The sequence below is a fragment of the Rathayibacter sp. PhB186 genome, assembly GCF_003751825.1.
GTDB lineage: Bacteria > Actinomycetota > Actinomycetes > Actinomycetales > Microbacteriaceae > Rathayibacter > Rathayibacter festucae.
On the sequence record NZ_RJKO01000011.1, the window covers coordinates 19,699 to 38,423 of the forward strand.

Genomic DNA, 18,725 nt, shown 5'->3' on the forward strand with positions numbered 1-18,725 from the left:
CGTCGTCCCGCGCTACTTCGCGTTCGCGGTGTCGAGCGCGTCCTGCAGGTTGGTCTGCAGGTCCGCGAGGATCGCCTCCGGGTCGCCCGACGCCAGGCCCTCGAGGGCCGAGTTGAAGTCGGTGATCACGGTGGCGGCGCCGGCGAAGGCGACCGGGCTGACGGCGTAGTCGTTGCCGGTGACGAAGGCGGCGTTCTCGGGGTACTTGCTCGCGTACTCCGCCGCGCCCGACTCGGTCGAGGGGATCACGCCGAACGCGTCCGAGAAGGCGAGCTGCTGCTCGTCCGAGGTGAGCGACGCGACGAGCGACTCCGCCTGGTCGGCCGTGGTGCTGCCGGCCGGGATGCCCCAGCAGTTGCTGAAGGTGAAGGTCGACTTCCCGCCGGGGCCCGCGGGCAGCTCGGCGACCGTGTAGTTCACATCCGGGTAGTCGGCCTCGAGCGCACCGTTGATCCACGGGCCCTCGATCACCATCGCGGCCGCGCCCTTGCCGAACGCCTCGCCGGACCAGCCGGAGTCGAGGTCGGCCGGGAACTTCAGCACGCCGTCGCTCAGCAGGGTCTTCACCTCGGTGAGGCCCGCGACGTTCTCGGGGGTGTCCGCGGTGACGGTGGTGCCGTCCTCGGAGAGCAGCGAGCCGCCGGCCTGGTTCATGAAGGTGCCGATGCGGGCGTACTCGGGGCCGAAGGAGAGCCCGGTCACCCCGTTCGCGGTCAGCTTCTGCGCGGCGGACTGGAGCGACGCCCAGTCGGTCGGGACGTCCGCGTCGCTCAGGCCCGCGGCCGCCCAGAGGTCGGTGTTGATCACGAGGCCGAGCGTCGAGAAGTCCTTGGGCTCGCAGTAGAACTGGTCGTCGTAGGTGAAGGCGTCGCGCAGCGCCGGGTAGAAGGCGTCGGCGTCGTCCGCGTCCTGCGCGTAGGGCTCGAGGTAGCGGTTGCTCGCGTAGGTCTGGAACTGGTCCCAGCTCATGTAGAAGAGGTCGGGCGGGTTGCCGCCCGAGAAGCCCTGGCCGAGCTGCTGCGTGAGGTCGCTGGCGGCGACGACGTCGACGGCGGTGTCGTTCGCCTCGCCCCAGGCGGTCACGGCGTCGGTGACGGCGGTGGTCTCGGCGTCGCCGGACGAGCCGATCATCACGGTGAGGCCGGCGGAGTCGTCCGACCCGCCTCCTCCGCCGCTGGAGCAGGCGCCGAGCGAGAGGGCGAGGCCGCCGGCGAGGACCGCGGCACCCCAGCGTGCCGTTCTGGTGCTGTGTGTCATGTTCTGACCTTTCATGGGTTTCGGGAGGGAGTCGTGGGGAGTCGTGGGGGAAGGTGGCGCCCGGTGTGCGGCGTCAGCTCTCGGAGTGGTGGAGCGGGGTGCGCACGACGAGGTGCGGCGTGATGAGGCGGTGCGCCTCCCCCGGTGCGAGGGGGCGGTGGACGACGTCGTCGCCCTGCTCGCCGAGGAGGAGCTCGAGGGCGCCGGCCGCGACCGCGCCGAGGTCCTGCTCGACGCTGGAGAGGCCGACGGCGCCGGCGACCGGCGTGTTGTCGAAGCCGACGATCGCAAGGCTCGGCCGGCCGACCGCGACGGCCGCCATCGAGGCGCCGAGGGCGAGGGAGTCGGAGACGCAGACGAGCCCGTCGACGCCGGCGTGCGCCTCGAGGAAGGCGATCGCCGCGGAGCGCGCGCGCTGCACGTCGTCCTCGGCCTCCGCAACGAGCAGCGGCACGCCGGCGAAGCGCTCCGCCATCACCCGCTCCCAGCCGCTGCGGCGGTCGTCGCCGGTCGCCGAGCCGTCCGGCCAGCCGAAGAAGGCGATCCGGGAGCAGCCCTCGTCGGCCAGATGCGCGGTGGCCTGCGCGACGCCCGCGGCGCCGTCGACGTCGACCCAGAGGTGCTGCGGGTCGCCCTGGTCGTCGAGCCCCCAGGGGCGGCCGAAGGTGACGAACGGGACGCCCTGCTCGATCAGCCAGGCCGTGCGCTGGTCGCCGTAGAAGGTCGAGGTGAGCACGAAGGCGTCGACGTCGGCGCCGTCGCGGAGCTTGCCGATCCGCTCGATCTCCTCCTCGGGGCTCGCCGCCGTGTAGAGCAGGATCCGCATGCCGCGGGCGTCGGCCTGCTCGGTGACGGCGTGCAGGAAGCGGTCGAGCAGGCTGCCGGAGACGCCGTCGAGCACCCGGTCCATCCGCACGCCGATCGTCCCCGACTTGCGGGTGCGCAGGCGCCGGGCGGAGGCGTGCGGCCGGTAGTTGAGGTCGCCGATCGCCTTCTCCACCCGCTCCCGCGTGCTCTCGCGCACGATCTGCGGGCTGTTCAGCACGTTCGAGACGGTCTGGCGCGAGACACCGGCTGCGCGGGCGACGTCCTCGACGGTCGGCAGTGCCATGCGTCCTCCTCGACGGATGTACGGTGGTGCGGTGCTCGGGCTTGATCGTTCAAATCTCGGCGGACCGAGTTATTTGATCGATCAAATTCCTGGGTAATGTTACTTGCGGCGACGGCGCTGTCAACCGGCCGTACGCTCCAGTACCGACGATCCAGTGAGGAGTCGACCGTGACGACCGACCACGACGACCGCCCCCGCCCGCCCCGGCAGCCCCTGCTGAACGACGCCGTCGTCCTGCTCCGGGCCCCCACCCAGCTCTGGAGCGACGACGCCGGCGAGCTCGGCGCGCTGCCCGCGCACGGGCTCTACCACGGCGACGTCCGCGTCCTGGCGGGCCTGCGCCTGCTCGTCGGCGGCGAGCCGCTCGAGTCGATCGCGGTCGGCCGCGACGGCGCCTCCTCCGCCCGCTTCACCGCCCTCGCGCGCCACCTCGACGACGACGCCGCCGACCCGCGCCTGCGCGTCGTCCGACTCCGCACGGTCACCGCCGGCGGGCTCGAGGAGCGGATCCGCCTCGAGTCGGCGCTGCCCGACGCCGTCGCCACCACGGTCGAGCTGGCCCTCGATCCCGATTTCTCGCTCGTGCACGTGGTGAAGGGGGGGCTGCGCGACGAGACCGCGGTGGCGACAGCCGTCGACGGTTCTTCCCTGGTCTGGACGCACGCGGGCGCCCGTGCCGAGGTGCGCGCCGAGGGCGCCGCGGTCTCCCCCGGCGGGACGCTCTCCTGGGACGTCGTCGTCCCGGCCCGCGGCTCGGTCGAGGTCGCCTGGAGCATCGCGATGACCGACTCCGCGGCCGTCGTCGGCGCCGCCCCCGGCCCCGCGGAGTGGGCCGGCGTCGTCGTCGACGCCGGCGACTCGCGACTCGCCTCCTGGTGCCGGGCCGCGCTCGACGACCTCGACGCGCTGCGGATGGTGACCCTGGAGCGGCCGGACGAGCCGTTCCTCGCCGCCGGCGCGCCCTGGTTCTTCACGCTCTTCGGCCGCGACTCGATCTGGGCGGCGCGGATGCTCCTCCCGCTCGGCACGGAGCTGGCCGCCTCGACCCTGCGGGTCCTCGCGGGGCTGCAGGGCACCGAGCACGTCGCCGAGACGGCCGAGCAGCCGGGCAAGATCATGCACGAGCTGCGCTCGACGACCCTCGAGATCCCGGGTGAGGGCGTCTCGCTGCCGCCGCTCTACTTCGGCACCGTCGACGCGACCGCGCTCTGGGTCTGCCTGCTGCACGACGCCTGGCGCTGGGGTCTCGCGGACGAGGAGGTCGAGGCGATGCTGCCGGCGCTCGAGGCCGCGCTGCGCTGGCTCCGCGACGAGGGCGACTCCGACGGCGACGGATTCCTCGAGTACGTCGACACCACCGGCCACGGCCTCGCGAACCAGGGCTGGAAGGACTCGGGCGACTCGATCCAGTGGCGCGACGGCAGCCTCGCCGACGGGCCGATCGCGCTCTGCGAGGTGCAGGCCTACGCCCACGAGGCGGCGGTCGGCGGCGCGGCGCTGCTCGAGCACTTCGGCCGCGACGGAGCGGAGTGGCGCGCCTACGCCGCCGCGCTCAAGGGCCGCTTCACCGGCGCCTTCTGGATCGACGACGCGGACGGCGGGCACCCCGCGATCGCGCTGGACGCGCAGAAGCGCCCGGTCGACACCGTCACCAGCAACATCGGCCACCTGCTCGGCACCGGGATCCTCGAGCCCGAGCAGGCGGCCCGCGTGGCACAGCTGCTCGGCTCCCCCGAGCTCGACTCGGGCTACGGGCTGCGCACCCTGTCGACCGACTCCGGCGGCTACTGGCCGCTCTCGTACCACGGCGGCTCGGTCTGGGCCCACGACACCGCGATCGCCGTCACCGGGCTCGCCCGCGAGGGCTTCGGCGCGGAGGCGACCGCCCTCTCCCGCGGACTGCTCGCCGCTGCCGAGGGCTTCGGCTACCGGATGCCCGAGCTGCACTCCGGCGACGCCGCCGCCGAGGTGGCGGCCCCCGTCCCGTACCCCGCCGCCTGCCGCCCGCAGGCCTGGTCGGCCGCCGCCTCGATCGCCGTGCTCTCGGCCGCCCTCGGCCTCGCGCCCGGCGGCTCGACGCTCGTCGTCGCCCCGATCACGCCCGCCCTCGCCGGCTCGATCCGCATCGACGGGATCCGCTACCGCGGCTCCGTCGTCCCCATCGACTGGCGCGACGCCCACTGAGCGGCGGATGCCCGCGCCTTCTCTGCCGACCGAGCGGCCCGCGCCGCCCTCGCCGAATGAGCGGCCCGCGCCGTTTTTTGCTGATCGAGTAGCCCGCGCAGCGGGCAAGCCCATGCAGATCGAGGAGCCCGCGCAGCGGGTGTATCGAGATCCACCACCGCCAGGACACAGACCCTGCAGACCACCGTCCTGACGACGATGGGTCTCGATACGCCCCTCCGGGGCTACTCGACCAGCATGCTAGGGCGCCGCCTCACCGGGCCGCGCCGCCGTCAGGACAGCCGCGCCACGACGGCGCGGGCGATCCGCCGGCCGGAGCGGTTCGCGCCGATCGTCGAGGCCGTCGGCCCGTAGCCCGCGAAGAAGACCCGGGGGTCCGTGAGCGACGCGCCGTCCTCGACCGCCACGCCGCCCTCGCGCTCGCGCAGGCCGAGCGGCGCGAGGTGCCGCAGCTCAGGACGGAATCCCGTCGCCCAGATGATCGCGTCGGCGCGGGTGTAGGAGCCGTCCGGCCAGCGCACCCCGTGCGGCTCGATCGAGGAGAACATGCCGCGCTCGTGCAGCACGCCGCGCTCGATGCCCGCCACGACCCGGCGCGTGCGCTGCACCCCGGTCCCGCCGACGATGCTCGGCAGCGCGCGGCCGGCCCGCGCCGCGCGGTCCTGCTCGGCCACCGCCTCCACCGCCGACTCCAGCGCGAGCTGCTCGCCGTCCCGGTAGACCACCGGTCGCCGCGTCGCCCAGGTCAGCGAGCGCGCGACCCGCTCCAGCTCGAGGAGGAAGCCGATCGCGGAGGTCCCGCCGCCGACCACGATCACCTGCTGCCCGGCGAAGTCGGCGGCGCGCAGGTACTCGGTCGTGTCGATCTGGACGCCCTCGAAGTCGTCCCGGCCCGGGTAGTACGGCAGGAACGGCGAGCCCCAGGTCCCGGTGGCGTTGACGAGGATCCGGGCGCGCTCGCTGCCGGCGTCGGTCTCCACGACGAGCGGTGCCGTCCTGTCGCCGATCGTCGCACTGCTGACGCCGCGCACCGCCACCGGCCGTCGGACGGCGAGCTCGTAGGCGCTCTCGTAGGCCTCGTAGTACTCCGTGACGACGTCGCGCGCGGGCCGGCGGCGGTCCGCGGTCGCGAAGGACAGGCCGAGCCGGTCCATCCCGGGCAGGTCGTGCACGCGGTGCGCGGAGCCGAGCCGGAGCGCCTCCCAGCGGAACTGCCAGGCACCGCCGGCGCGCGGCCCGCGGTCCAGGACGACGAAGTCGACGCCCGGGCGCAGGCCCAGACGGCGGAGGTAGTAGGCGACCGAGAGCCCCGCCTGACCGGCGCCGACCACGACGACGGGCCGCGGATCGAGCGCACTGTCCACGGTGCTCCCCACGCGGTCGGGAGGCGCCGCTCACTCCGCTGCTCGCGCACAGGGGGGCCGGTGCCTCGTCTGCTAAACTACCGGCTAGATTTCATACTTCCTGTCTGCTTCTTTTTCTCCAGCCGGCTCACCGCCCGTCTGGCCTGTCATCGTGAGGGGGTCACCCATGGGGCGCGGCCGTCAGAAGGCAAAGAACACCAAGATCGCTCGGGAGCTGAAGTCGTTCAGCCCAACGGTCGATTACAGTGCGCTCGAGCGCGAGCTCAGCCACCCGGACGAGCCGGACTACTCGAAGTGGATCGACGATGAGGACGAGGGCGACGACACCGACCTCGTCGAGGAGCAGCACCAGAAGCGTGCCTGATCCCTCCTCCGCCGCGGGGCCGCTCCAGTCGAGCGACCCCGCGGCTTCTGCGTTCCCGGAGCGGTCTCCGCTTCCGGAGCAGCCTGCGCTTTCAGAGCAGTCCGGGCAGCACGGCCGCGTCGAGCAGCTCTCCACCCGTGTCGCGTACGAGACCCCGTGGATCCGCGTCCGCGAGGACGAGGTGCGCTGGCCCGGCGGCGTCGAAGGCGTCTACTCCGTCGTCGAGCGCGCCGACTACGCGCTGATCGTCCCGCGCGAGCGCGACGGCTTCTGGCTGGTCGAGCAGTACCGCTACCCGATCGGCCGCCGCACCTGGGAGTTCCCGTCCGGCGGCTGGCCGCACGACTCGCCCGGCGGCGACGCCGAGGCGCTCGCGCGTGCCGAGCTGCGCGAGGAGACCGGCCTGCGCGCCGGACGACTCCGACCGCTCGGCCGGCTCAGCGAGGCCGACGGGTTCGTCGCGCAGTCGTTCGACGTCTTCCTCGCCGAGGACCTCGAGCACGGCGAGCCCGAGCGCGAGGAGACCGAGCAGGACATGCGGCAGCAGTGGTTCCCGGACGCCGAGGTGGCGGCGATGGTCCGCTCCGGCGCGATCGTCGGCACCTCCGACGTCGCCGCGCTCGGGCTCTTCTGGCTGGACCGGGGGCTCGGCTCGTGAGCGCGCCGACCGCCCGGTCGCGGACGATGCCGGTCATCGCTGCCAGGATGTCGAGATGAAGCCCGCGTCCGCGCCGTCGCCCGTGTGGCACTCGGAGACGCGCGGTCGCGACCTCGACGAGGCGCGCGCGTTCTACTCCCGCGGCTACAACGGGTCGGGCTTCCGCGCCGAGCACACCAGCGTCCCGTTCGCCTACCGCTACGCGTCGACCGGCCCGGGCCCCGTGAGCCTGCACGCGGCCTCCTTCCTCGGCTCGGTGCGCGGCACGGTCGAGCCCACCGGCGTCTACATCGTGCTCTGGCTCAACGACGGCCGGGCGAGCCTTGACCTCGGCCGCGACGAGAACCGGCTGGTGACCGGCCGGCCGGCGATGTTCCCCTCCGGCCGCCCGTTCGGCTTCGAGACGAGCGAGTACCGCGACGCGCTGGTCCACTTCGACTCCGCCTACCTGGAGCGCGCCGCCGCCGAGCTGCACGGCACCACGCCCGGCCCGATCCGCTTCGCCCCGCTCGCGCACTCGCCCGCCCCCTGGTGGGCGGCGGTGCGGGTGCTCCGCGACACGCTCACCGGAGTGAAGGCCCCCTCGTCGCTGCAGCGCGAATCCGCGTCGCAGGTCGCCGCCGCGGCCGTGCTGCAGGCCTTCGCGCACCGGGTCGTCCCGCTGCCCTCCGCACCGCACTCGGTCAGCGCCCGGCGGCTGCGACGGGCGGTCGAGTTCGTGCACGCGAACGCCGACCTGCCGCTCGGCGTCGCCGACATCGCCGACGCCGCCGGACTGACCGTGCGCGGCGTCCAGCTCGCCTTCCAGCGCGCCTACTCGATGACGCCGCGGCAGTACCTGCGCGGCGTGCGCCTCGACCTCGCCCACGACGAGCTCGTCGCCGGCGGCCCGCAGACCCTCGTCGTCGGCGACGTGGCTGCTCACTGGGGATTCATCAGTGGCGGCCGGTTCGCCCAGCACTACACCAAGCGGTTCGGTGAGCTGCCGAGCGAGACCCTGCGGCGCTGAGCCCTCGCTGAGTCGGCGGGGCTGAGTCCGCGGGGCTGTGTCCGGGCCGCTGTGTCCGCGCCGCCGGACCGGCGTCACTCACTCCGCGACGCCGCAGGACGCAGCATCGGCCACCGCTCCCGAGCGTCGGCCCCGAGGACCTGGCCGCACCGCGAGGACTCCGCCGCGCCGACCCCGCGAGGGCTGTCGGAGGCGTAGTGTCCGAAGTCCACCCGCGGAACGACCCGCAGGTCCGCGTCGATGGAGCCGCGATGTTCGAACCCGAAGGATCCGCGCGCCCGGTCGCCCGGATCATGTCCGTGACCGCCGCACTGCTGATCGGCGCCGTCCTCGTCGGCGGCGCAGTCGGAGCCGCGGTCGCCCTGGCCCTCTACCTCCCGAGCGCGCTCGCCGCCGGAGCGCTCGACCCCTCCGCGCTGGTCGGCTTCGGGATGCTGATGGGCGTCGCCTCCGGCGCCGGCCTCGGCGCGGTCGGAGGCCTCGGCGCGATCGCCGGCATGGTCACCGTCCGCGCGATGAGCCGCCGGAGCGGCGCCTTCATCGCCGGGACGAGCGTCGGCGCCGCGTTCGGCGTGCTGATCCTCGCCGCGAACCTCCTCGTCAGCCGGGACGCCGCGACCTGGATCACCGCGCTGCTCGCCACGGCGGCCGCCTTCCTGCTCTGCGCCTGGGGCTCGTGGCTGCTGACCCGCCGCGAGCACTCCTGGGAGCGGGCGCACGCCCCCGAGCGCCGGCGCCCTCCCGCGCAGCCCGCCGCCCCGGGCGCGGGACCCTCCCGGAGCCGCCACCGCCCGGCCTGATGCGGGCCCGATCGCCGCCCCACCTCCGGCACGCGAAACCACCTCCGGCACGCCGGACCAGCCGATACTGGCGAGCCGAGACCCGTTCCGCGTGCCGAAGCTTCTCCGTCGGACCTCCGGCACGCGAGACCATCTCCGGCACGCAGAATCAGCCGATCTCCACGTGCCCAGCCGCGTTCCACGTGCCGAAGGTCCTCCGCCGGAACCTCCGGCACGCGGATCCAGCTCCGGCACGCCACATCAGCCGACTTCCACGAGCCGAGGCCCGTTCGACGTGCCCAAGCTCCTCCGCCGGAACCTCCGGCACGCGGATCCAGCTCCGGCACGCCACACCAGCCGACTTCCACGAGCCGAGGCCCGTTCGACGTGCCCAAGCCCCTCCGCCGGAACCTCCGGCACGCGGATCCAGCTCCGGCACGCCACACCAGCCGACTTCCACGAGCCGAGGCCCGTTCGACGTGCCGACGGTCCTCCGCCGGAACCTCCGGCACGCGAAACCACCCCGGGCACGCCGGATCAGCGACTTCCCGCCAGCCGAGGCCCGTCTCACGTGCCGAAGGTCCTCCGCCGGAACCTCCGGCACGCGAAAACACCTCCGGCACGCCCGATCAGCCGATTCCGACGAGCCGAAGCCCGATTCACGAGCCGAAGGTCGAGCCGGACCGCCCCGCGGTCAGCCCGCGTACGAGCCGACCAGGCGCACCGCGCCGCCGTCGACGCCCTTGGCGCCCTGCTCGAAGCCGTCGAGCGAGCGCTCGCTCAGCGACACCCGGCCCGCGACCCAGGACGGCACGCCCGACGCCTCGAGCGCCGCGATGACCGCGGGCGCCGCGTCGGCGTCGACGACGGCGAACATCCCGATGCCGAGGTTCCAGGTGCCCTCGGTGCTCTCCAGCGTCGCCCCCGACATCGCGGCGAGCGCCCGGAACACGTCGGCCGGGCTCCAGCTGGAGCGCTCCACCTCGACCCAGGAGCCGCGCGGCAGCACCCGCGCCAGGTTCGCCGCGATCCCGCCGCCGGTCACGTGGCTGATCGAGTGCACGCCCGCGCCGAGCGCGTCGTCCTCGAGCACGCGGAGCAGCGGCGCCGTGTAGAGGCGGGTCGGCTCGAGCAGCACCTCGCCCACGACGCCCCCGAGCTCGGCGGAGGTGTCGGTGAAGCGGATCCCCTTCTCGGCGAGGATGTGGCGCACGAGCGAGTAGCCGTTGGAGTGCAGCCCGGAGGAGGCCATCGCGATCACCAGGTCGCCGTCGCGCACCCGGTCGGCGCCGCGCACCGCGTCCGCCTCGACCGCGCCGACGGCCGCACCGGCCACGTCGTAGTCGTCCGGGCCGAGGAGCCCCGGGTGCTCGGCGGTCTCGCCGCCGACGAGCGCGGTCCCGGTGGCCGAGCAGGCGCGGGCGATCCCCGCGACGATGTCCGCGATCCGCGCGGGGACGACCTTGCCGCAGGCGATGTAGTCGGTCATGAAGAGCGGGCGGGCGCCGACCACGACGATGTCGTCGACGACCATGCCGACGAGGTCCTGCCCGATGGTGTCGTGCTTGTCGATCGCCTGCGCGATGGCGACCTTCGTGCCGACGCCGTCGGTCGAGGTCGCGAGCAGCGGCGCCCGGAAGTCCTTGAGGAACGAGACGTCGTAGAGGCCGGCGAACCCGCCGACTCCCCCCAGCACATTGCGGTCGTGGGTGGCGGACACCGCCGCCTTCATCAGCTCGACGGCGAGGTCCCCGGCCGCCGTGTCGACTCCCGCGCGGGCGTAGCTGCTCGTCTCGTTGCTCACGCGACGACCCTACCGAAGGGCCGCGCCGTGCAGACGCTGCGATCAGCCGGGGACGACCACCCCGCATCGAGCTCGGGCGGACCGCACCCCCTTCAGGGGTTGATCTCGGGATCGAGAGTGACGGCGAGATGGTTGCGTTGCCATGCTCGGCGCGTCCCCTCTTCATCCTGGACGGCAGCGCGATCCACGCCGTCCTCCGCACCCCCGAGGAAACCTGATGGCCGACCCCGCCTCCCCGTCCGGCTCGCCGCTCCGCCGGCGCTCGATCGTGGCGGCCGCCGCCTGGACGATCCCCACCGTCGCCATGGTCACCGCGGCGCCGCACGCCGCCGCCTCGACACCGCCCGAGCCGGTCGGTCCGCCCGATCTGCTCGACGTCACCGGCTTCGAGGCGGTCCGCTGCGACGTCGTGCCCGCCGGCACCGTGCTCTTCCGCGCCCTCGACGGGACGTCTCCCGCAGCCAGGGGCGCCTCGGTGACCGTGACGCTCCCGCCCGGGCTCGGCTTCTCCGCCGGCGGGAGCTCCGCCGTGGTGGCGGTCGGCACGGAGGGCGTCGTCTCCGTCCCGGCGTTCGCGGCGTCGGGCTCCGCGGGCTCCTACACGATCACGGCCACCTACGGCACGGCGATCGCCTACGCGCCGGGGACGGTGACCGCGAGCCCCGGCCAGGTGGTGGAGCTCACGCGCTCCCCCGGCGGCGCGAACCAGCAGCCGACGTTCTCCACCGCCGTCGTGCCCGGAGTCGTCGACGGCGTCCACGGCGCGATCTCCGGCGACGAGCTCGCCGCCAGCGCCGGCCGGAACGCCGCCGTGCTGACCGCCGACGGCCGGGTGCGCTACTGGGGCGCGAACCTCGGCGCCCCGGTGACGGCTCCCGGAACCCTGACGTTCGCCGGAGCCGCGGTGACGGGCATGATGTTCATCGACACCTGGACCTGCGTGCAGGCCGGCAACACCTCCGCCGGTGGCATCGCCGCGGGAGCCGGAGCGGACTCCGTCCGCCAGTGGTACCGCACGGGGACCGGCACCGGGCCGCTCACGGTCGTGGCGGTGACCGGCATCACCGGCACGGTCCTCGCCGCGGAGTCGAACGACGGCTACAGCTACGCCCTCACGAGCACCGGCCTGCACTGGTGGGCGAACGCGACCTCGGGCGAGCAGGTCGCCGCCACGCTCATCGCGGGCACGGCCGGTGCGTCGGCGATCAGCACCTGGAGCTACCGCCGAGCCAACGGCGTCCTCGTCTTCGGCGGCGGGATCCTCCGCGCCGACGGCGGCGTGAGCGCCTGGAACGGCAGCCACGCCCTCACCGCCCTGGGCGGCGCTCCGGCGGACATCGTCGAGTTCCAGGCCGGGCAGTCCACCGTCTACGCCCTCACCGGCTCCGGCGAGCTGTGGACGCAGGGCGCCGCGTTCACCTCGTCGCCCGGCGGCGCGGGCTGGATCCTGCGCGCCGAGAACGTCGCGACGACCAACGCCTGGACCTACGAGGGCTACACCGGCGGCGTGTACGCCACCACGGCGGGAACGGTCGCCCAGTTCTTCGCCGCGCAGCCCGCCGGCAACGCCTACCGCACGGAGGCGAGGACGATCCCCGCGGGCGTCACCCTGACGAAGGTGTTCAGCACGGACGGCACCTACCTGGCGCTCGCCTCGAACGCGACCGTCTACGCCTGGGGCGGCAACCTCGACAACTCCGGCCGCTCGCAACCCGCCCTCGTCGCCGGAGTCACGAACGCGACCGACCTGAACGCCTGGGGCTACCACGGACCGTCCTACGTGGGCGGCGGGTACGTCATCTCCTCGATCGGCTGCTGACGCCGTGCGATCCGCCCGCGTCGCCACCCGCGAGCGCCGTCGCCCGGGCGGATCCGCCGGGAGCGAACCGTTAGGGGATGCGTCCTCCGCGTGCCAGGATGGACCGTCAATCCCCCCTGCTATCCCCTTGGGAGCCCCTCCGGCATGTGCGGAATCGTTGGGATCGTGTCCTCCGGGCCGGTCAACCAGTCCATCTACGACAGCCTCTCCCTCCTGCAGCACCGCGGCCAGGACTCGACCGGCATCGCGACCGCCGACGGCAGCACGCTGCACATCAAGAAGGCGGCGGGGCAGGTCCGCGAGGCGTTCCGCACCCGCGACATGCGCTCGCTGCTCGGCACGATGGGCCTCGGGCACGTCCGCTACGCCACCAAGGGCAACGCGGAGCGCGAGGAGGAGGCGCAGCCGTTCTACGTGAACGCGCCGTACGGCATCATCCTCATCCACAACGGCAACCTGACGAACACGCGCGAGCTCACCGAGGAGCTCTTCACCGTCGATCGCCGCCACCTCAACACCACGTCCGACACCGAGCTGCTGGTCAACGTGCTCGCGAACGAGCTGCAGGCCTCGATCTCCGGCCGCGACCTCGACGCGGACGAGGTGTTCGACGCGGTCGCCCGCGTGCACGAGCGGGTCGAGGGCTCCTACGCCACGATCGCGCTGATCGCCGGCCACGGGCTGCTCGCGTTCCGCGACCCGTTCGGCATCCGGCCGCTGATCGTCGGCCGCCGCTTCAACGTCAACGGGCCGGACGACTGGGTGGTCGCCTCCGAGTCGCTCGTCCTCGAGGCACAGGGCTTCGAGATCGTCCGGGACGTCGCTCCCGGCGAGGCGATCTTCATCACCCCCGACGGCCGGATGACCAGCCGCCAGTGCGCGAAGAACCCGCGGCTCATCCCGTGCTCGTTCGAGTACGTCTACCTCGCGCGGCCCGACTCGATCCTCTCCGGGATCTCGGTCTACGAGGCCCGGCTGCGCCTCGGCGACCGCCTCGCCGACACCATCGCCGAGTACACGCCGGGCGGCGCGATCGACGTGGTCATGCCGATCCCGGACTCCTCGCGCCCCGCCGCGATGCAGGTCGCGCAGAAGCTGGGCATCCCGTACCGCGAGGGCTTCTACAAGAACCGCTACGTCGGCCGGACGTTCATCATGCCCGGGCAGGCGGTGCGCAAGAAGTCGGTGCGGCAGAAGCTCAACGCGATGTCCAGCGAGTTCAAGGGCAAGAACGTGCTGATCGTCGACGACTCGATCGTGCGCGGCACGACGTCGAAGGAGATCGTCGACATGGCTCGCACGGCCGGCGCGAACAGCGTCACCTTCGCGTCCGCGGCGCCGCCGGTGCGCTACCCGCACGTCTACGGCATCAACATGCCGTCGCGGCAGGAGCTCGTCGCACACAACCGGCGGATCCCCGAGATCTCGGAGGCGATCGGCGCCGACTACCTGATCTACCAGGAGGTCGCCGACATGAAGGCGGCGATCCTGGAGGGCTCGGACGTCACCGACCTCGAGACCAGCTGCTTCACCGGCGAGTACGTCACCGGCACCGTCACGCCGGAGTACCTCGACTGGGTGGAGCGCACGCAGCTGAGCTGACGCTGGGAGGGCGCGCATCCGGCAGGCACAGCGCCCGGGTGCGCGCAACGGGGTGCCGTGCGGCGTCGGATCGTCCATGATCGTGGGGCGCCGCTCCGTGCGCCCGAGACGAGGAGTCCCCGTGATCTACCGCCTGCTGCCCCTGCTCCTGACGTTCATCGCGGGTCGCCTGAAGAAGTCGCAGAAGGCCAAGCGCGCCACGCAGAACGCCGCGCGCTCGACGAGCCGCAGCAGCCGCAAGCGCCGCTGACCGCTGCGCCTGGAGAGCGTCGTCTCTAGCGCCTCGAGGCGTCCGGCTCCGTGCCGGGCGCCTCGTTCTCGTCCGGGGTAACGTCCGAGTCGTCGAGCTCGTCCGTCGGCTCGTCGTCGATGTCCGTCTCGCGGGCGACCGTGCGCTCGGCGGTGGTGCGGACGACGCGGCGGCCGACGACCCGGTCCAGGATCACGACGACGAGAGCGGCGAGACCGCCGAAGATCGTCACGAACAGGAGCAGGCTGAAGCCGAAGACCTGCGCCTGGCTGAAGCCCTCCGTCTCGGGCAGCGCGAAGGTGAGCACGAAGGCGACGATCGCGCCGAGGCCCGCGCCGAGCGCGAGGATGCGCCAGACCCGCGGCGAGCGGCGGACGTCGACCTCCTCGCGGGTGATCTCGACGTCGTCGGGGCGCGGCGAGGAGTCGAGCGGATCGGTCATGCCTCCATTGTCCCCTGTGCCCGGCCGGGCGCGGGCCGAGTGGCGAGGCGGCGGCGGATCGGGTAGCGCGCAAGACGGGGCGGGGCCGCAGCATGCTGATCGAGTAGCCGGCGGAGCCGGCGTATCGAGATCCACCGTGGCCGTGACGAGGGTCGGCACCATGCTGATCGAGTAGCCGACGCAGTCGGCGTATCGAGATCCACCACCGTCGGAACGGTGGTCTGCAGGCCGCCGCTCTGGAGGACGTCGGGTCTCGATACGCCGCTGCGCGGCTACTCGACCAGCATGAGGGGGGCGCCGCTTCGCGGCTCCGACGCCGGCCATGAGGGGGCGCCGTCTCGCGGCTCCGCGGTCAGTCATGAGGGGGTGCCGCATCGCGGCTCCGCAGCCGCGGTCACATGGAGTGGAGGAGGCGGCCCGCCTGGGCGCGGAGCTCGCGGACGACGGTCCGCACGGAGAGGCGTTCCGCGCGGTCGGGGCGCATCAGGGCGACGATGTGGCGCACGGAGTTGACGCCGCGGAGGGGTTTCACGACGATGCCGGCCGTGCCCGCGGTGTAGCGCGGGACCACGGCGATGCCGAGGCCGGCGGCGACGAACGCCTCCGTCACGCGGGTCGAGGCGAAGCGCTGCTCGACGCGGACCGGCTCGCCCGAGGTCGTCTCGATCTCCTGCATGATCCGCTCGAAGGGGAAGCCGTCGGGCACGCCGATCCAGGTCTCGCCGACGAGATCGCCCGCCGTGACGGTCGCGCGGTCGGCGAGCCGGTGGCCGAGCGGCAGGGCGATGTCGAGCGGCTCGACCATCAGCTCGGCCATCGCGAGCCCGTGCCCGGCCCAGGCGCTGCGGCCGGTGGGCGAGTGCGCGAGGACGATGTCGAAGTCGGCGGTGAGATCGAGGAACTCGTCGGTCCCCGGATCCGCGTCCTCGCAGTGCACGACGAGCCCCTCGACGCTGCGCAGAGCGACCAGCGCGTCCGGCAGCAGCATCTGCCCGGCCGTCGGGAAGGTCGCGATCGTCACCTCGCCGATCGGGTTGTTCTTGAACGTCTGCCAGACCGCATCGGCGCGCTCGAGAGCGGTCGCGATCTCGGTGGCGCTGCGGGCCAGCTCGCGGCCGGCCGCCGTCAGCACGACACCCCGCCCGGAGCGCTCGATCAGCGGCACTCCCGCCTCGCGCTCGAGCACCTTGAGCTGCTGCGACACCGCCGAGGGAGTGCGGTGCGTCGCCGCCGCCACCGCGGTGATCGAGCGCCGCATCGAGAGCTCCCGGAGCAGTTCCAGCCGTCGCACGTCCATGTAGGAACGCTACACGTCAGGCCAAGAACAGTGCGATTGTCCTAAGGAACAGAAAGCCCGAGAGTGGACGTTGTTCAGAGCATCCCGGCGGATGGATCGCCAAACCTGGCAGACACGTCGGAGCAACGAAAGGCAGAACACTCATGAGCATCGCAATCCTCGTCGTCCTCGGTGCCGTCGCCGCATGGGGCACGGTGTCGACGGTGCTCGTCGCCAGCCGCGACGGATACCGTCAGGTCCCCGTCCGCCACTGAGCCCCGCGCTCCGCGACAGCACCTCATCGCGTTCCGACGCCGTCTCCCCACCCGGGGAGGCGGCGTTCTCGCGTTCCAGGGGGCGCCCGCACGTCACGCTCCCCCGGAAACGCAGAAGAGGCCCCGCGGCGCGAACCGCGGGGCCTCTCCCGTGCGAGTGCTACTTCGCGGCGGTGCGGCGGCGCAGACGCGCCACGGTCATGCCGAGGCCGAGCAGCAGCGCCGCGATACCGGCCGCGAAGGCCGGAGTCGCGTCGACGCCGGTCGCGGCGAGGTGACCGGTCGAGCCGCCCGAGGCGCCGGGCATGGCGGGAGCCGTCGTCGCCGGGGTCGTCGGGATGACGGTCTCGGTGGGCTCCGGGGTCGGCTCAGGAGAAGGGGTGGTGCCGGGGCCTGCGGTCTCGGTCACCGTGAGCGTCGACACGACCGAGACACCCGTGACCGGCAGAGCGAACTCGAGCTCGTGGTCGCCGGCCGACAGCTCCGCGACCGAGAAGCCGACCGACGCGCGGCCCTGCTCGTCGGTGGTGTCGACGACGGTGTGGTCGATCGGAGCGGTCGCCACCTGGACGCCGTCGATCAGCACCTGCACCTCGTCGTCGCGGACGGTCGAGTTGTTCACGTCGAGCGAGGACAGCTCGTAGGACAGCGTCTCCGCACCCTCGACGCTGGTGTCGACGATGCCGATCGAGCGCGAGGCGGGGTCCGGCGTCACCGGCGAGAACTCGGCCATGTACTCGGTGAAGGCGTTCAGATCGCTGCGACCGGAATCGGCCTTGTCCGCCCCGGTGCCCAGCGCGGTGAAGTTGTCGCCGCCGGCGCCGAGGAAGGAATTGGTCACGATCTTGAAGGTCTCGTCGTCGCCGACCGGCGCTCCCTGGTAGAAGACTCCGGTGATGTGCGAGCCCACGGCGGCCGTCGGGTCGTAGGTGTACGACAGGTCGGCGGAGATGCCGAGGTGCAGCTCCGGCCGCGACTTGCCGGGCTGCCACTGCTGCTCGAGCACCTGGCGGATCTGAGCGCCGGTCAGCGTCTCGGTGACCAGCGTGTTGGCGAACGGCTGGACGACGGCGGCCTCGCGGTACGTGACGTTGCCGTCCGCATCTCCCTCACCGCTGGAGGCGTAGGTGATGTCCTGGCGGATCCCGCCAGGGTTCATGAAGGCGATCTGGGTTCCGAGGTCCTCCTGCGTCGCCCAGAGCTGCGCGTCGGCGACGAGGTTGCCGATCGTCGACTCCGCTCCGCGGTTCTCGGTGCCGTCCGACTGCACTCCGCGGCGCACGTCTCCGGTGACCGAGCCGATGGAGACCGCGCCCTCGACATCCGCGACGGCGACGGCGTCAGCGACCAGCGCGGCGACCGTGGTGCCCTCGGGAGTGGACTCGGGGGTGTAGATCGGCTGGTAGACCGTCGAGACGACGCCCTTGGCGTCCGTGACCTCGACCGGCTGGAGGAGGTCGACGAGGTCGGACGTGATCGAGGTGAGAGTCTTCGTGTCAGCGTCGACGGTCATCTCGAGGTGACCGAGGTAGGTCCCGTAGCTGCCGGTCTGGAGGACGGGAAGCGTCTTGTCGCCGATCGTGACGTCCTGGTCGTAGACCTGGTGGGTGTGACCCGAGACGATCGCGTCGACGTTCGGGCCGACACCGTTCACGATCTTCCCGAACACCGACTCCTGGTCGGCGAAGCTCACGGTGGGCGATGCGGCCCCCTCGTGCATGACGACGACGACCACGTCGGCTTCGAGGTTCTTCTGCTTGACGGGCACGGAGGCGTCGTCGGTCTCGTCCACGCCGTCGTGCAGACGGGCGGTCTCCTCGTTGACCGAGTCGACGATCGAGGCGACGTCGAGCGTCGAGATGCCGTCCGGGCTGACCAGGTAGGGCAGGTCCTCCGTGGTCGCGCCGACGAAGCCGACCTTCACTCCATCGAAGTCCTGGACGTAGGACGGCGAGTAGGCGTGCTCGTGGGTGTCCTTCTCGAGCAGGTTCGAGCTGATGTACTCGTAGTCCGAGCGCGGGATGATGCGCTCGTCGAGGTCCTCGCGGCCCTTGTCGAGCTCGTGGTTGCCGACCGCGGTGGCGCTCAGACCGATCTCGTTCAGCGCGTCGATCGTGGGGTTGTCGTCCTGAACCAGCGAGGTGAAGGTCGAAGCCCCGACGTTGTCGCCCGCCGACACGAGGATGGAGTTGGCGGGATTCTCGGCCTTCAGCGTCGAGAACGCCGAGGCGATGGAGGCGGCACCCGCGGTGCTCTGCGCGACCGAGGAGCCGGCAGTGGCCTCGAGACGGCCGTGGAAGTCGTTCATCGTGTAGACGTCGATGACGCGCTCGTCGGCGGCCATCGCCGGAGCCGCTCCGAGGAGGGCCGCTCCGGCCACCGCGCTGACGGCGGTGACGGAGAGGAGTCTGGTCAGGCCGCGACGGCCGGGGGTAGTGCTTCGCATCTGTGGGAGGTCTCCAAGCATCGAGCGGCGATTCGGAGAGAACTCCTGCCGCAGTGGGGGAACTTTCCCAGACAACCCGACGCGG

15 protein-coding genes are annotated in these 18,725 nt (G+C 72.6%); 8 read left to right on the plus strand and 7 right to left on the minus strand.

What is annotated here, in order from left to right; all coding sequences use genetic code 11:
• Positions 1 to 12 precede the first annotated feature (12 nt).
• Together EDF45_RS19490 and EDF45_RS19495 are read right to left on the minus strand one after the other, a co-directional pair.
• Positions 13 to 1,257, minus strand: coding sequence for an extracellular solute-binding protein (locus tag EDF45_RS19490; protein WP_123741050.1), 1,245 nt, complete (start codon positions 1,255 to 1,257; stop codon positions 13 to 15).
• Positions 1,258 to 1,330: 73 nt separating this feature from the next.
• Entirely contained in the window at positions 1,331 to 2,368 is a 1,038-nt protein-coding gene (locus tag EDF45_RS19495; RefSeq protein WP_123741051.1) for a LacI family DNA-binding transcriptional regulator, read from the minus strand.
• A gap of 168 nt (positions 2,369 to 2,536) precedes the next feature.
• On the opposite strand from EDF45_RS19495, the gene EDF45_RS19500 reads away from it, so the two are divergent.
• On the plus strand, positions 2,537 to 4,552 hold the full coding sequence (locus EDF45_RS19500) for a glycogen debranching N-terminal domain-containing protein (protein WP_260312380.1): 2,016 nt from the start codon (positions 2,537 to 2,539) through the stop codon (positions 4,550 to 4,552).
• Positions 4,553 to 4,824: 272 nt separating this feature from the next.
• On the opposite strand, the gene EDF45_RS19505 is transcribed toward EDF45_RS19500, so the two are convergent.
• On the minus strand, positions 4,825 to 5,916 hold the full coding sequence (locus tag EDF45_RS19505; protein WP_243624159.1) for an NAD(P)-binding domain-containing protein: 1,092 nt from the start codon (positions 5,914 to 5,916) through the stop codon (positions 4,825 to 4,827).
• Positions 5,917 to 6,082: 166 nt separating this feature from the next.
• Between EDF45_RS19505 and EDF45_RS19510 the strand changes: the two genes are divergently transcribed.
• The 4 genes from EDF45_RS19510 to EDF45_RS19525 all read left to right on the plus strand — a co-directional run bounded on the left by EDF45_RS19510 (position 6,083) and on the right by EDF45_RS19525 (position 8,747).
• On the plus strand, positions 6,083 to 6,280 hold the full coding sequence (locus EDF45_RS19510) for a DUF3073 domain-containing protein (protein ID WP_123448069.1): 198 nt from the start codon (positions 6,083 to 6,085) through the stop codon (positions 6,278 to 6,280).
• Positions 6,273 to 6,938, plus strand: a complete 666-nt coding sequence (locus EDF45_RS19515) for an NUDIX hydrolase (RefSeq protein WP_243582162.1) — start codon at positions 6,273 to 6,275, stop codon at positions 6,936 to 6,938. Before EDF45_RS19510 ends, EDF45_RS19515 begins: the two co-directional genes overlap by 8 nt.
• Positions 6,939 to 6,993: 55 nt before the next feature.
• On the plus strand, positions 6,994 to 7,947 hold the full coding sequence (locus EDF45_RS19520) for a helix-turn-helix transcriptional regulator (protein WP_123737671.1): 954 nt from the start codon (positions 6,994 to 6,996) through the stop codon (positions 7,945 to 7,947).
• A 251-nt stretch (positions 7,948 to 8,198) separates the two neighbouring features.
• Positions 8,199 to 8,747 (plus strand): hypothetical protein, encoded by a 549-nt coding sequence (locus tag EDF45_RS19525; protein ID WP_148060352.1) that lies wholly within the window; start codon positions 8,199 to 8,201, stop codon positions 8,745 to 8,747.
• A gap of 673 nt (positions 8,748 to 9,420) precedes the next feature.
• Here the strand turns inward: EDF45_RS19525 and purM are convergent.
• On the minus strand, positions 9,421 to 10,530 hold the full coding sequence (purM, locus tag EDF45_RS19530) for a phosphoribosylformylglycinamidine cyclo-ligase (protein ID WP_123737669.1): 1,110 nt from the start codon (positions 10,528 to 10,530) through the stop codon (positions 9,421 to 9,423).
• A 217-nt stretch (positions 10,531 to 10,747) separates the two neighbouring features.
• On the opposite strand from purM, the gene EDF45_RS19535 reads away from it, so the two are divergent.
• The 3 genes from EDF45_RS19535 to EDF45_RS21845 all read left to right on the plus strand — a co-directional run bounded on the left by EDF45_RS19535 (position 10,748) and on the right by EDF45_RS21845 (position 14,201).
• Positions 10,748 to 12,349, plus strand: coding sequence for a hypothetical protein (locus EDF45_RS19535; protein ID WP_123737668.1), 1,602 nt, complete (start codon positions 10,748 to 10,750; stop codon positions 12,347 to 12,349).
• 144 nt (positions 12,350 to 12,493) lie between these two features.
• Positions 12,494 to 13,951 (plus strand): amidophosphoribosyltransferase, encoded by a 1,458-nt coding sequence (gene purF / locus EDF45_RS19540; RefSeq protein WP_123448060.1) that lies wholly within the window; start codon positions 12,494 to 12,496, stop codon positions 13,949 to 13,951.
• A 121-nt stretch (positions 13,952 to 14,072) separates the two neighbouring features.
• On the plus strand, positions 14,073 to 14,201 hold the full coding sequence (locus EDF45_RS21845) for a hypothetical protein (protein ID WP_260303555.1): 129 nt from the start codon (positions 14,073 to 14,075) through the stop codon (positions 14,199 to 14,201).
• Positions 14,202 to 14,226: 25 nt separating this feature from the next.
• Here the strand turns inward: EDF45_RS21845 and EDF45_RS19545 are convergent, their stop codons facing one another.
• The 3 genes from EDF45_RS19545 to EDF45_RS19555 all read right to left on the minus strand — a co-directional run bounded on the left by EDF45_RS19545 (position 14,227) and on the right by EDF45_RS19555 (position 18,640).
• The gene (locus EDF45_RS19545) at positions 14,227 to 14,643 is read right to left on the minus strand and encodes a hypothetical protein (RefSeq protein ID WP_123737667.1); all 417 of its coding nucleotides are present in this window, start codon (positions 14,641 to 14,643) and stop codon (positions 14,227 to 14,229) included.
• A gap of 394 nt (positions 14,644 to 15,037) precedes the next feature.
• Entirely contained in the window at positions 15,038 to 15,940 is a 903-nt protein-coding gene (locus EDF45_RS19550) for a LysR family transcriptional regulator (protein ID WP_123448058.1), read from the minus strand.
• A gap of 414 nt (positions 15,941 to 16,354) precedes the next feature.
• Positions 16,355 to 18,640, minus strand: coding sequence for a bifunctional UDP-sugar hydrolase/5'-nucleotidase (locus tag EDF45_RS19555; protein WP_123737666.1), 2,286 nt, complete (start codon positions 18,638 to 18,640; stop codon positions 16,355 to 16,357).
• Between the last annotated feature and the right edge of the window lie 85 nt (positions 18,641 to 18,725).